Below are 13,438 nucleotides of genomic sequence, written 5' to 3' on the forward strand. Positions count from 1 at the left end.
CCATCTTCCCCGAAGCGCTAAGCTCGCGCCTCAATTCCAGGGCCCAAACGAGGAGTTCGCGCGACGCATGCTGCACGACTGGGGCGTGATCCTGGCCGCGTTCGGCTATATCGGGTTCCTGTTCCTGGTCGCGAGCCGCGGCAACCGGGCCGGCGAACGGCGCGCGCCGGAAAGCCGCAGCTGGCTGGCCGGGCTGATCTACCCGCTGTCGCTCGCCATCTACTGCACCTCCTGGACGTTCTTCGGCTCGGTCGGCTTCGCCTCGCGCACCAGCGTCGATTTCCTCGCGATCTATCTCGGTCCGATCCTGATGGTCGGGGCCTGCACGCCGCTGCTGCGCCGGGTCATCCATCTCGCCAAGACACAGAACATCACCTCCGTCGCCGACCTGATCGGCGCGCGCTACGGCAAGAGCCAGGCGGTGGCGGCCACCGTGGCGCTGATCGCGATCATCGGCTCGGTGCCCTATATCGCGCTGCAGCTGAAGGCCGTCGCCTCCTCGCTGCAGACCATCCTGATCGACGATCGCGCCTTCGCCCATATTCCGATCGTCGGCGACATGGCGCTGATGGTGACGCTCGCGATGGCCATGTTCGCGGTGCTGTTCGGCACACGGCAGACCGACGCCACCGAGCACCAGCACGGCCTGATGCTGGCGGTCGCAACCGAATCCATCATCAAGCTGGTCGCCTTCATCGCCGCCGGCGCCTTCGTCACCTTCTGGATGTTCTCGCCGGTCGAGCTGATCGAGCGCGCGATGAAATCGCCGGAGGCCGAGCGCGCCCTGGAATACGTGCCCGGCATCGGCAACTTCCTGACGATGACGCTGTTGTCGTTCTGCGCCGCGATGCTCCTGCCGCGCCAGTTTCACGTCAGCGTGGTCGAGAATGCCGACGATGCCGAGGTGTCGCGCGCGCGCTGGCTGTTCCCGCTCTATCTCGTCGCCATCAATCTGTTCGTGATCCCGATCGCGCTCGCAGGCCTCGTCACCTTTCCGTTCGGCGCCGTCGACAGCGACATGTATGTGCTGGCGCTGCCGATCGAGGCGAACTCGCAATGGCTGTCGGTGCTGGTGTTCGTCGGCGGCCTGTCGGCAGCGACCGCGATGGTGATCGTCGAATGCGTGGCGCTGTCGATCATGGTGTGCAACGACATCGTCGTGCCGCTGGTGCTGCAGCGCCAGCAGGCGCATCGCGAGACCGGCCGCGACTTCGCCGGCTTCCTGCTCGGCACCCGCCGCATCGCGATCTTCGCCATCATGGTGATGGCCTACTTCTACTATCGCGCGCTCGGCACCGCCCAGCTCGCCGCGATCGGCCTGCTGTCGTTCGCCGCGATCGCGCAGCTGGCGCCGAGCTTCTTCGGCGGCCTGCTGTGGCGGCGCGCCACCGCGCGCGGCGCGATGGGCGGCATGCTGGTCGGCTTCGGCGTCTGGCTCTACACGCTGTTCATTCCGAGCTTTCTCGACACCTCGACCGCGGGCATCCTGTTCCTGCAGCACGGCCCGTTCGGCTTCGAGCCGCTGCGGCCGCAGGCGCTGCTCGGCACCGACCTGCCGCCGCTGCTGCACGGCGTGCTGTGGAGCCTGTCGCTCAATTTGCTGACCTACATCGTGCTGTCGCTGGCGCGGCAGCCGTCGTCGATTGAGCTGCTGCAGGCCGATCTGTTCGTGCCGGCGGAGCTGACGCCGAGCGCGCCGAGCTTCCGGCGCTGGCGCTCCACCGTGACGGTGCAGGACATCCAGAGCACCGTCGGGCAATATCTCGGTCCCGACCGCGCCCGCGCCTCGTTCGAGACGTTCGCCGCCCAGCGCAACATGTCGCTGGATCCGGCGGCGCCCGCCGATTTCGAGCTGCTGCGTCACGCCGAGCACCTGATCGCCTCCTCGATCGGCGCGGCCTCGTCCCGCCTCGTGATGTCGCTGCTGCTGCGCAAGCGCACGGTGTCCGCCAAGGCCGCGCTAAAGCTGCTCGACGATTCCCACGCCGCGTTGCATTTCAACCGCGAGATCCTGCAGACCGCGCTGAATCACGTCCGCCAGGGCATCGCGGTGTTCGACGCCGACCTGCAGCTAATCTGCTCCAACGGCCAGTTCGTCGACCTGCTCGGCCTGCCGCCGCATCTGGTGCAGATCGGCAGCCCCTTGCGAGAGATCCTCGAATTCATGGGCACGATCGGCGCGCCAACCTATGAAGATAGCGAGGCGCTCTTGGCGCGCCGGCTCGCCGCCTACACCACCGAGGGCGAGCCGTATCTCGAACGCCTCGCCGACCGCCACATGGTGATCGAGGTTCGCTCCAATCGCATGCCGGATGGCGGCCTCGTCATCACCTTCACCGACGTGACGCCATCCTTCGAGGCGGCGGAAGCGTTGGAGCGCGCCAACGCGACGCTGGAAAAGCGCGTGCGCGACCGCACCGAGGAGCTGACGCGGCTGAACTCGGAGCTCGCCCTGGCCAAGAGCGCGGCCGAGGACGCCAACATCTCGAAGACGCGCTTCCTCGCCGCCGCAAGCCACGACATCCTGCAGCCGCTGAACGCGGCGCGGCTCTACGTGACGAGCCTGGTCGAGCGCCAGACCGCAGGCGAGGAGTCGCGCCTGGTCGAGAACATCGACGACTCGCTCGAAGCCATCGAGGAGATCCTCGGCGCGCTGCTCGACATCTCGCGGCTCGACGCCGGGGCGATGACGCCGCAGGTGTCGAGCTTCAAGATGGCCGATCTGATGCGCTCGTTGGAGATCGAGTTCGCGCCGGCGGCGCGCGCCAAGGGGCTCGAGCTGGTCTTCGTGCCGTGCTCGCTGCCGGTCGAATCCGACCGCCTGCTGCTGCGCCGGCTGCTGCAGAACTTCATCTCCAACGCCATCAAATACACGCCACAGGGGCGCGTGCTGGTCGGCTGCCGTCGCCACGGCCAGTCGCTGCAGATCGGTGTCTACGACACCGGCGTCGGCATTCCCCCGGTCAAGCGCGGCGAGATCTTCAAGGAGTTCCACCGCCTCGAACAGGGCGCGCGCATCGCCCGCGGCCTCGGCCTCGGGCTGTCGATCGTCGAGCGCATCGCGCGCGTGCTCAATCACGGCATCGCGCTGGACTCCCGCCCCGGCCGCGGGTCGGTGTTCTCCGTGACGGTGCCGGTCGCGAAGGCGATCAACCACACCGCCGCCGTCACCAGCGCGACGCCGTTGGCGACGACACCGATCTCCGGCGCCCTCATCGTGTGCATCGAGAACGATCCCGCAATCCTCGACGGCATGCGCACCTTGCTCACGGCGTGGGGCGCGGAGGTGATCGCCGTCTCAGATCCTGAATCCGCAGAAGAGGCGATTGCCGCCCGCAACGGCGCCGTCACTGGCCTGCTGGTCGACTACCACCTCGACCGCGGCAACGGCATCGCCGCGATCCGAGACATCCGCCGCCGCTTCAACGAGGCGCTGCCCGCGATCCTGATCACCGCCGATCGCAGCCCCCATGTCCGCGCCGCCGCCCGCGACGACAACATCGCCGTGCTCAACAAGCCGCTGAAGCCGGCGTCCTTGCGCGCGCTGCTCGGCCAGTGGCGCATCCAGCAGATGGTAGCGGCGGAGTAGGATCAGGCCTTGCCGACGAGCGCGCGCGGCGGACGGCCCGAGACTTTGCTGAACACCCGCGAGAACGCCGCGGCGCTGTCGTAGCCGACCTGCGACGCGACGCTCTTGACCGGCCTGCCCCTGGCCAGCAGCTGGCGCGCCAGCGCCATGCGCCACAGCGTGAGATACTCGATCGGCGTACGGCCGACGCGCGTCCGGAACGCGTCGGCGAAGCGGGTGCGCGACATGCCGGCGATGTCGGCGAGATCGTCGAGGCTCCACGGCCTGGCCGGCGCGTCGTGGATCGCGGTCAGCGCCTTGGCGAGTCGCGGATCGGCGAGCCCGGCGAGCACGCCGCTCGCGACGCCGCCATGGGCCACGACGTGGCGGACGATCAGGATCAGCAGATAGTCGAACAGCCGGTCGAGCGCCGCCTGCCGGCCGCCGTCATCGGCAAAACCCTCGGCCATCAAGAGATCGCACACCGGCGCGAGCGTCGGATGTCCGGCGATCGGCATCACGATCAGCTCCGGCAGTCCCTCGCCGATCGGATTGCCCTCGGCACCGCCGAGCTCGACGGTGGCGCAGACGAGATCGGCGCCTCGCGCGGGATCGACCACGAAGCGATGCGTCCGTCCGCGCGGGAAGAACAGCAGCATCGGCTCGTGCAAGGCGAGATCGTCGGCGCCCGGCTGGGTCAGGGTCAGCACGCCGCCCTTGAACAGGTGCAGATGCCCGATGTCCGTGAAATCGACGCTGTTGCAGAGATTCCCGGCGAAGAAGGTCCGGGCGCGCGGCGTGACGTGGGCGAACAAGGCGGCAAACGGATCCATGGGACGATCTGCAATGTTTCTGGCACCTGCTGTGACTCATAGTCCTGCATAGAGGGGGCGTGCAACTCCTCAACGAAGGATCCCCTCCATGCCCCGCATTGCTCTCGTCGACACCGCCCGCGCCGCGCCTGGCGTTCTCGCCACCCTTTCCGCCGTGAAGGCCAAGATCGGCATGACGCCGAACCTGTTCTCGACCTTCGCCCAGTCCGCGGCCGTGCTGAACGGCTATGTCGCCTTCTCGGACGCGCTGGCCAACGGCGCGCTCAGCGCCCGGCAGCGCGAGATCGTCGCGCTGGCCGTCGCCCAGGCCAATGGCTGCGAATATTGCCTCGCGGCGCATTCGCTGATGGGCAAGGGCGCCGGCCTGAGCCCGGATGGCCTGCGCAAGGCCCGGCAGGGTACTGCTGACGACGCCGTCGACGCGGCGGTCGCCCGCTTCGCGCGCCGCGTGCTCGACAGCAAGGGTCAGGTCGCGGATTCCGATCTTGCGGCGGCGCGTGCGGCCGGTCTCGACGACGGCCGACTGCTCGAGATCATCGCCAATGTCGCGATCAACGTGCTCACCAACTACACCAACAACGCGGCGCAGACCGTCGTCGACTTCCCCAAGGTCGAGCTGACGCTGCAGCCGGCCTGATCAATCAGACACGCGGCCGCCCGCCGGAGTTCTCTCCTCCTGGCGGGCGGCAAGTCCTCGGTCTACGCGTCTTTCTTCACATTCATCCGCTCGACCAGATAATCCACGAACACGCGCACCCGCGCGGGCGTGTTGGCGCCGCCGACGAACACGGCGTGGAAGACCTCCCTGTCACCGGGATTGAACGCCTCGAGCAGCCGCACCAGCCGGCCCTCGGCGACGGCGTTGCGAAGGCTGAAATCGCCGACGCGGACGATGCCGACGCCATCGAGCGCGAGTTCGGTCAGCGTGTCGCCGCTGTTGGCTTCGATCGCGCCGCGCAGCTTCAGCGCATAGTCGACGCCGTCGCGGCGGAACGGCCACACCGGCTCGGCGCGGCGGAAGCCGTAGTTCAGGCAATTGTGGTGATGCAGATCCTCCGGCGTCAGCGGCACGCCGCAGCGCGCGAGATAATCCGGCGAGGCAACGATGCTGCGGCCGTTGTCGCTGAGGCGGCGGGCGGTGAGCGCGCTGTCGGCCAGCGGACCGCCGCGGATCGCGACATCCGCCTGCCCCGCCGCGATGTCGACGAGCCCGTCGCTGAGATTGATGTCGACCAGGATGTTCGGATAGCGCCGCACGAATTCGCCGAGCAGCGGCACGATGCAGATGCGGCCATGCGAGAGCGCGGCGCTGACGCGGATGCGCCCGCGCGGCGCGCTTTGGTCGGCGATCGCCTGCTCGGCCTCGTTGAGGTCGGCGAGGATGCGGCGCGCCGCCGCGAGATAGGCCTGCCCCTCAGCCGTCAGCGTCAGCGCCCGCGTCGACCGCAAGAGCAGCCGCGCGCCGAGCCTGATCTCGATACGGTCGAGCGTGCGGCTGACCGCCGACGGCGTCAGCCCGAGGCCGCGGCCCGCCGCCGAGAAGCTGCCGCTGTCAGCGACGGCGCAGAACACCTCCAGATCCCGGGCGCGATCCGCGCTGGCCAACATCATCTTTGCGTCCAGATCAAAAATCCTTGGCGTGACTACCCTCTAATACTGCGGATCGCCGCGGTCTAGCTTTGCGTGCATCGACAAGCCCAGGAGATCTCGCCATGACCCTGCCCCGCCTGCTGCAACGCACCGCCCTCGCCGCCACCGCGCTCACCGCCCTTGCCGGCGCCGCCCTCGCGGACGCCGAGGAAGAGCCCGGCCATTTCCCGCCGGCCTTCCGCACGCAGGAGATCCCCACCAACGGCACCACGATCCACGTCCGCGTCGGCGGCACCGGCCCTGCAGTGGTGCTGCTGCACGGCTATGGCGACACCGGCGACATGTGGGTGCCGCTCGCCGCCAAGCTGGCCGCAAACCACACCGTGATCGTGCCCGATCTGCGCGGGCTCGGCCTGTCCGCCCGCGCCGACAAGGGTTTTGAAAAGGCTAACCAGGCCGAGGACATCACCGGCGTGATGGATGCGTTGGGCGCGCGCACCGCCGACGTCGTGGCGCACGACATCGGCAACATGGTCGCCTATGCGCTGGCGGCGCGGCATTCCGACCGGGTGACAAAACTGGTGCTGATGGACGCGCCGGTGCCCGGCATCGGCCCATGGGAGGAGATCCTGAAGAACCCGCTGCTGTGGCACTTCCGCTTCGGCGGCCCCGACATGGAGCGCCTGGTCGAGGGCCGCGAGCGCATCTATCTCGACCGCTTCTGGAACGAGTTCTCGGCCAAGCCTGCGAATTTCCCCGAGGCCGCGCGCGTCCACTACGCGCAGCTCTACGCCGGCCCTGGGCGGATGCATGCCGGCTTCAGCCAGTTCGCCGCCTTCGATCAGGACGCGATCGACAACCGCGCCTGGCTCGCCGCCCATGGCAAGCTGACCATGCCGGTGCTCGCGATCGGCGGCAGCGCCTCGTTCGGCCCGACGATGGCGGTGGTGGCGCGGGCCGGCGCCGACAACGTGCAGGAGAAGGTCATCGACGGCTCCGGCCACTGGCTGATGGAGGAGCAGCCCGCCGCGACAGTCGCCGCGATCGACGCCTTCCTCAACGCGCAGCCTGCCGCAAAGCCGTGATCCGCTGACCGTCAGCGGGAGCAGACAGGGGCAGCGGCGCACGGCGGAGCCCCGCATGGGCGGGGCTCGGAACTCCGATCAATGGAACGAGGCCATGGGATCCGCGTTCAAACGTCCGTGCGCCGTCAAGCGGCGTGTCGAAATCCAAGCCTGGGAGAACGCCGACATGGACAAGAAGACAGCCGCGCTGCTCGGAGCCGCAGCCGCGGCGATCACTGCTGGAAGCGCACAGGCCCACACATTGCCGAGCGCGAACGCATCCCCCATCCCGCAGGCCGCGTCCTACGCCGAACTGCTCGCGCCAATTCCCAATGCGCTGGCGCTGTTGCAGGCCGACGACGCGGCGCGTGCCCAGAGCAAAGCGCACGAGGTCCAGCTGGCGGAAACGGTGATCATCAGGAGAGGCCGCCGCTACCATCATCACCATCACCATCACCATCATCATCATCACCGCACGGTCATCGGCATTCCCGGCGTCGGCGGCGTCAGCATCGGACGCGGTCATCACCATCATCACCACCATCATCACGGCTACTATGATCGCTGAACGCCCAGCCGCGAGGCGCTGAGGCGCATCGAGCGCGCCAACCGTGCAGGACGGGTTCGGCGAGGCCGAACCCGCCTGTTCGTCGTGTGGATCACTCCGCCGGACTGACCTATCGCCACATCCAGAGGGCCCAGGCGATCCAGATCAGCACCATGACAACTCGCGCGAAGACCTCAATCATAAGACGCTTGCGAGCGCCGGCGGGGCGAATCGTCGTTGGCCCGTCATCGGCCAGGATGAACAGGACATCCCGCTGCATGCGCCTGACGAGCTGCTCATAGCGCTCGGCCTCCACCGCCGGCACGGTCCATGCTCCGACGGTCAGCTCGACGAAGCTGTCGATGTGCCGGTCCGCCGTGCCGTGGCGGCTCGTCAGCTTGATGCCGGGCAGCTCACAGGATTCGTCGGTGTTGGTTCGCGGCCAGGCCCGCGGCATCTCGACATGCACGCGCCAGGATAGGCGCCGCGGCCGGCCGACGAAGATGTCGTGCTCGCGCGTCGCGCGGCCGGCAAAGGCCAACTCCGTGCCGAACGATCGCTCGAACTGCCATTGAATGCGGCCGGGCCGATCGGACGGCCGCCAGCCGTCGCTGATCGTGTAGGACGTGTCCAGGCTGAGCTTGTTCTGCTGCTCATCGTCATGGACGACCATCGGCTTCGCTTCGACAACTTCTGGCCAGACGGAGCGCATTTGCGCAAGCAGGGCGCGGGCGTAGCCAGCCTCGCCCTCATTGGCGATCACCGTCCTGACATGGTCGGCGCCCCAGGCGGAGAACTCGGCGCGGCGATGCAAGGTCGCGGGGGCCTGCCGGGTCGGGCCGATCCGCCATTCGTCGTGCCAGTGCGCGACGGGCGCGACGGTCTGCTCGGGCAGCTTCTCCAGCTGCGCGACATCTGACGAGAGCGGCAGCGCCCAGCCGAGATGAGGCAGCTCGATCGCGGCAAGGCTGCCGCCCTGCCGCGGCAGCGTCGGATCGAGCCAGTAGCTCTTACTGTCGATACGGACACGAACGATGCAGTGATCGAACATGGCCGGGCTCGGCAACAGCCTGTCGAGCATCGGGCCGCGCGTCGTGGAGACCAGCGCCGCGCAGGCGTCGAGACCGAGACGGCGCGCGCCGGCCACATAGAGCCGCGCCTTGTCCTTGCAGTCGCCGAACCGGCCGGCCCAGATCGCATCGAGGTCGCGGGGAACGAGGCCGCCCTCGCCGAGCGCGAGCAGGAAGTAGCGCAATTCACGCTGCACGAACCGCAGCCATTCGGCCGCGCGCTGCGCAGGTTCGGGATGGGCCGCGCCGATCCGGTCGATCTCCTCCGCCAGCGTCGACGGCATCTCGGCGCTGTCATAGGCCGCCGCCATCAGCGCCGCGACATCGCCCCAACCAGTGAACTGGCTGAGCTGAAAGGCAGGGCCCTGGACCACCCACGGCGGCGTCATGGGTGGGCTCGGGCTGCGTTTTGGCTGGGCCCGAACGCGCCGGCGCACATCTTCGATGTCGCCGCTGACGCTGGTCGTTGCCGGCGGCGCGTCGTTGAACTCTCTGCTGGCGATCACCCGATTGCGCGGTTTCAGCAGGCGATGGCGAAAATCGAAGCTCGGATTGGCGGTATCGAGCTCCACCAGGGACTCGTACTTGCCCTGGAAGACTGGTGTGTCGCCGTAAAGCGTGCAACTGAACTCGATGATGTCGTTCGCCCTGACGTCCGGGACCAGGAAGGATGCCGACAGACGGCCGTTCAACATCAGCCGCTCGATGTCGCGCTCGCGACGGAACACCTGGAAACAACCGGGCCGTGCATGATCGATGCACTGATCGCCGCGCAGAATGCGCACGGTGTGCACGTCGAGCCGCTGGTAGCCTGGATCGAAGTCGACGACGATGTGCGACGCCCGCTCGGCGCCCTCCTTGGTCAGGATCCGCTGCGCGCCCCGATAGGTCCAGCAGGGTTTAGGACCGGTGAGATTGACCTGCACCTCCGTGAGCAGCCGGCAAACTCCGTTCGCAATGAACGCGTCCTGATCGACCGATGGCTCCGTCTGGTAGGGGGCAAGATCGAACCACGCCGGCACTGGCGTATAGCTGACCTCATCGCCGCAAGCCGCCACGGCTCCGCCGCGACCGCCCTCCCCGATATCATTCACGACACATGTCCCCAGACGTCACCTGTTTGAGCTACAATCGATCGCGAAAGCGTTCAAGCGAAGGCGATGAGGCAGAGCAGCGTCGGCCATGGAAGGGCCCGCATGCCGAGATGCGCTGAGACGACGCGCCGCCTGGGCCGGCGGACATTTGAGCGGATGCGAGCGGACGGATCGGCGCCGCGATTCTTGTTTCTTTTTTCCAGAAATCATGCTACCCCTTGAGTCGTCCCGTGCCCGCCATGAGGGGCGCTTCGCGGTCGTCACGAACGTGGGGCGCGGGATGCGGTGGGCGCGTCGGGTCGCAGCGGGTTTTGGCTCGCGGACGAACGATCCGGCGCGCACGGTCAAGCCGTGTGGTCCTGGCATCCCGGTGCTGATGCCAAGTCCGTAGCGACGATGCTGCGGACGACGGGGGCAAGAACGCCGATCCCCGGGGAGAGCTCGGAGCAGCCGTCAAAACCATCGCGCGGGGAAGGCCGGGTGTGTTCGGCCAGACCTGTGGTGACTGCCGCCTGCTTTTTTGTTGCAGGCGGGCCACGGGCGCGGCCAGCGCCCGGCCTTCCCTGCGCTCTCAGGTTTCAAGAGGGCGGTTGAAGCGCAAAGCTCGGGCACGAGATGTGCCGCGAGGCTGAGAGGGTGTGTCGCGATGGATCGTCGATCAAATCATTTTATGACGGCGACTTGGGCCTTGCGGATCTCATAGCCGTGATCGCGCGGCCTGAACCCACGAGAACTGCAGACCCTCACCCTGAGGAGCACGCCGCAGGCGGGCGTCTCGAAGGGCGAGGCCCAATTGTGGCCTCATGGTTCGAGACGGCGCTGCGCGCCTCCTCACCATGAGGATCAACAGTCTTGTCCTGAAGACAGGCTTGAATCAGCAGATGATGAGCCTGTCACTTCCCCGTCGGCACGTCCTGCCGCCAGGCGCTGCCCGCGATCTTCGCTGCGGCGATCACCGCCTGGGTCCGGCTCTCGACGCCGAGCTTCTGCAGGATGGCCGAGACATGCGCCTTGATGGTCGCCTCGGAGACGCCGAGCTCGTAGGCAATCTGCTTGTTGAGCAGCCCCTGCGACAGCATCATCAGGACACGGACCTGCTGCGGGGTCAGCGTGACCAGGCGGTCGCGCAGCTTGGTCATCTCCGGATCGACGCCGGCGGCGAGATCGGTGTCCGGCGGGACCCAGACCTCGCCGTCCATCACCTTCTGGATGGCGTCGCGCAGCGTGTCGACGCCGAACCGCTTGGGGATGAAGCCGGAGGCGCCGAAATCGAGCGAGCGGCGGATGGTGGCGCCGTCGTCGCTGGCCGAGACGATGACGACGGGGATCGCCGGATATTGCGCGCGCAGGTAGATCAGGCCGGAGAAGCCGGAGATGCCGGGCATGGTGAGGTCGAGCAGCACCAGGTCGACCTCGGAGTCCTTTTCCAAGAGCGCGGTGAGATCCTCGAACGACCCGGCCTCGTCGACAACGGCTTCCGCAAGTACGCTCGCCACCGCCTGCCGCAGTGCGTTGCGGAACAGCGGATGATCATCGGCAATGACGAGATGGGTGCTGGCGGCCGCCATGAAACCTGATTTCAATCCTGATTTGATCTTGCGCGCCGGCAACGCGCGAAATCCGCTCATTGCCTTGAACTTTCGGAAATACTCGCCCGGCGACTGGTCGCATGCAAGCATGCAATTCCATTGGCGGGGAAGGCGGTTAATTGGCGCCTTGTGCAACGCACCATCCGTAGCGCGACAACCGCTCGGCGAACTTGATCCGCCGCAATGTCCCCACCTTTCCCGCGCTTGCCGCCGGCAGGGCCGAAAGTCTTATTGGGGCGGGTTTCACTGCGATGTTATCGAAGGCGCAAGGTCTCCGCGATCTCTCGCCGTCCAAGTCCGGCATGCGGAGGCGAAACCATCATAGCAACAACTTGGGGAGCGAATGCCAATGTCAACAATGGTCGCCACGCAAGCGAGATCGGGAGGCATGACGAAGGACGAACGCTTCGTCATTCTGGCCTCCTCTCTCGGCACCGTCTTCGAGTGGTACGATTTCTATCTCTACGGTTCGCTGGCCTCGATCATCGGCGCCCAGTTCTTCTCGGCCTATCCCCCGGCCACGCGCGACATCTTCGCGCTGCTCGCCTTCGCCGCCGGCTTCCTGGTGCGCCCCTTCGGCGCCATCGTGTTCGGCCGGATCGGCGACATCGTCGGCCGCAAATACACCTTCCTGGTCACGATCCTGATCATGGGCCTGTCGACCTTCATCGTTGGCCTGCTGCCGAACGCCGAGACGATCGGCTTCGCCGCGCCGGTGATCCTGATCTCGCTGCGCCTGCTGCAGGGCCTCGCGCTCGGCGGTGAATATGGCGGCGCCGCGACCTACGTCGCCGAGCACGCGCCGAACGGCAAGCGCGGCTACTACACCTCCTTCATCCAGACCACCGCGACGCTGGGCCTGTTTCTCTCGCTGCTGGTGATCCTGTTTACCCGCACCATCATCGGCGAGGCGGACTTCGCCAAGTGGGGCTGGCGCGTTCCGTTCCTGGTCTCGGTGCTGCTGCTCGGCGTTTCGCTCTGGATCCGCCTGCGGCTCAACGAGTCGCCGGTCTTCCAGAAGATGAAGGAAGAGGGCAAGAGCTCGAAGGCGCCGCTGACGGAAGCCTTCGCCAATTGGAGCAATGCCAAGATCGTTCTGCTGGCGCTGATCGGCGGCACCATGGGCCAGGGCGTGGTCTGGTACACCGGCCAGTTCTACGCGCTGTTCTTCCTGCAATCGATCCTGAAGGTCGACGGCTACACCGCCAACCTCTTGATCGCCTGGTCGCTGCTGCTCGGCACCGGGTTCTTCGTGATCTTCGGCATGCTGTCGGACAAGATCGGCCGCAAGCCGATCATCATGGGCGGTTGCCTGATCGCGGCGCTGACCTTCTTCCCGATCTTCAAGATGATCACCAGCAACGCCAACCCGGCGCTGGAGAAGGCGATCGAGTCGGTGAAGGTGGAAGTGGTGGCCGATCCCGCCGGCTGCGGCGACCTGTTCAACCCGGTCGGCACCCGCGTCTTCACCCAGCCCTGCGACACCGCCCGCGCCTACCTGTCCCAGCAGTCGGTGAAGTACTCGACGACCTCGGGTCCGGCTGGCTCCGGCGTGAAGGTGACCGTCAACGGCACGGACGTGCCTTATGCTGACGCCAAGGCCGGCAATCCCGCGGTCCTCGCGGCCGTTCAGGCCGCCGGCTATCCGAAGGCCGGCGACGCCGCGATCGTGAAGATGTCGAACCCCTTCGACATCTTCCGTCCGCAGGTCGCCGCCATCATCGGCCTGCTGTTCATCCTGGTGATCTTCGTGACCATGGTCTACGGCCCGATCGCCGCGATGCTGGTCGAGTTGTTCCCGACCAAGATCCGCTACACCTCGATGTCGCTGCCCTATCACATCGGCAACGGCTGGTTCGGCGGCCTGCTGCCGGCAACCGCCTTCGCGATCGTGGCCTCGACCGGCGATATCTACGCCGGCCTGTGGTACCCGGTCGTATTCGCCGTGATCACTGCGATCGTCGGCTTCGTCTTCCTGCCGGAGACGAAGGACGTCAACATCCAGGACCATTGAGGTCTCTGTCACGATGCGAGCGGCACCCGCTCGCATCCACCTCGAGCGAACGGCCGCGGATCACTCCGC

Annotated in this window: 9 protein-coding genes; 5 read left to right on the forward strand and 4 right to left on the reverse strand. The window is 67.0% G+C overall.

Annotated elements, in window-relative coordinates; translation table 11 throughout:
- The first annotated feature begins 67 nt into the window (after nt 1-67).
- The gene (locus tag BRADO_RS30990; protein ID WP_012030146.1) at nt 68-3,589 is read left to right on the forward strand and encodes a PAS domain-containing hybrid sensor histidine kinase/response regulator; all 3,522 of its coding nucleotides are present in this window, start codon (nt 68-70) and stop codon (nt 3,587-3,589) included.
- A 2-nt stretch (nt 3,590-3,591) separates the two neighbouring features.
- On the opposite strand, the gene BRADO_RS30995 is transcribed toward BRADO_RS30990, so the two are convergent.
- On the reverse strand, nt 3,592-4,401 hold the full coding sequence (locus BRADO_RS30995) for an AraC family transcriptional regulator (RefSeq protein ID WP_012030147.1): 810 nt from the start codon (nt 4,399-4,401) through the stop codon (nt 3,592-3,594).
- 88 nt (nt 4,402-4,489) lie between these two features.
- On the opposite strand from BRADO_RS30995, the gene BRADO_RS31000 reads away from it, so the two are divergent.
- Complete coding sequence (locus BRADO_RS31000; RefSeq protein WP_012030148.1) at nt 4,490-5,038, forward strand: carboxymuconolactone decarboxylase family protein; 549 nt, start codon at nt 4,490-4,492, stop codon at nt 5,036-5,038.
- 62 nt (nt 5,039-5,100) lie between these two features.
- Here the strand turns inward: BRADO_RS31000 and BRADO_RS31005 are convergent, their stop codons facing one another.
- Entirely contained in the window at nt 5,101-6,012 is a 912-nt protein-coding gene (locus BRADO_RS31005) for a LysR family transcriptional regulator (protein ID WP_012030149.1), read from the reverse strand.
- Between the two features lie 101 nt (nt 6,013-6,113).
- On the opposite strand from BRADO_RS31005, the gene BRADO_RS31010 reads away from it, so the two are divergent.
- Both BRADO_RS31010 and BRADO_RS31015 read left to right on the forward strand, forming a co-directional pair.
- On the forward strand, nt 6,114-7,076 hold the full coding sequence (locus tag BRADO_RS31010) for an alpha/beta fold hydrolase (RefSeq protein ID WP_012030150.1): 963 nt from the start codon (nt 6,114-6,116) through the stop codon (nt 7,074-7,076).
- A 166-nt stretch (nt 7,077-7,242) separates the two neighbouring features.
- Nucleotides 7,243-7,623, forward strand: a complete 381-nt coding sequence (locus BRADO_RS31015) for a hypothetical protein (protein ID WP_041757871.1) — start codon at nt 7,243-7,245, stop codon at nt 7,621-7,623.
- A 109-nt stretch (nt 7,624-7,732) separates the two neighbouring features.
- Here the strand turns inward: BRADO_RS31015 and BRADO_RS31020 are convergent, their stop codons facing one another.
- Entirely contained in the window at nt 7,733-9,766 is a 2,034-nt protein-coding gene (locus tag BRADO_RS31020; protein WP_041757180.1) for a DUF3857 domain-containing transglutaminase family protein, read from the reverse strand.
- Nucleotides 9,767-10,659: 893 nt separating this feature from the next.
- A complete protein-coding gene (locus BRADO_RS31025; RefSeq protein WP_041757873.1) occupies nt 10,660-11,334 on the reverse strand; it encodes a response regulator transcription factor in 675 nt (224 codons plus the stop codon).
- Between the two features lie 409 nt (nt 11,335-11,743).
- On the opposite strand from BRADO_RS31025, the gene BRADO_RS31030 reads away from it, so the two are divergent.
- Nucleotides 11,744-13,369, forward strand: coding sequence for an MFS transporter (locus BRADO_RS31030; RefSeq protein ID WP_244422929.1), 1,626 nt, complete (start codon nt 11,744-11,746; stop codon nt 13,367-13,369).
- The last annotated feature ends 69 nt before the right edge of the window (nt 13,370-13,438 follow it).

It is taken from the genome of Bradyrhizobium sp. ORS 278 (genome assembly GCF_000026145.1).
Lineage (GTDB): Bacteria > Pseudomonadota > Alphaproteobacteria > Rhizobiales > Xanthobacteraceae > Bradyrhizobium.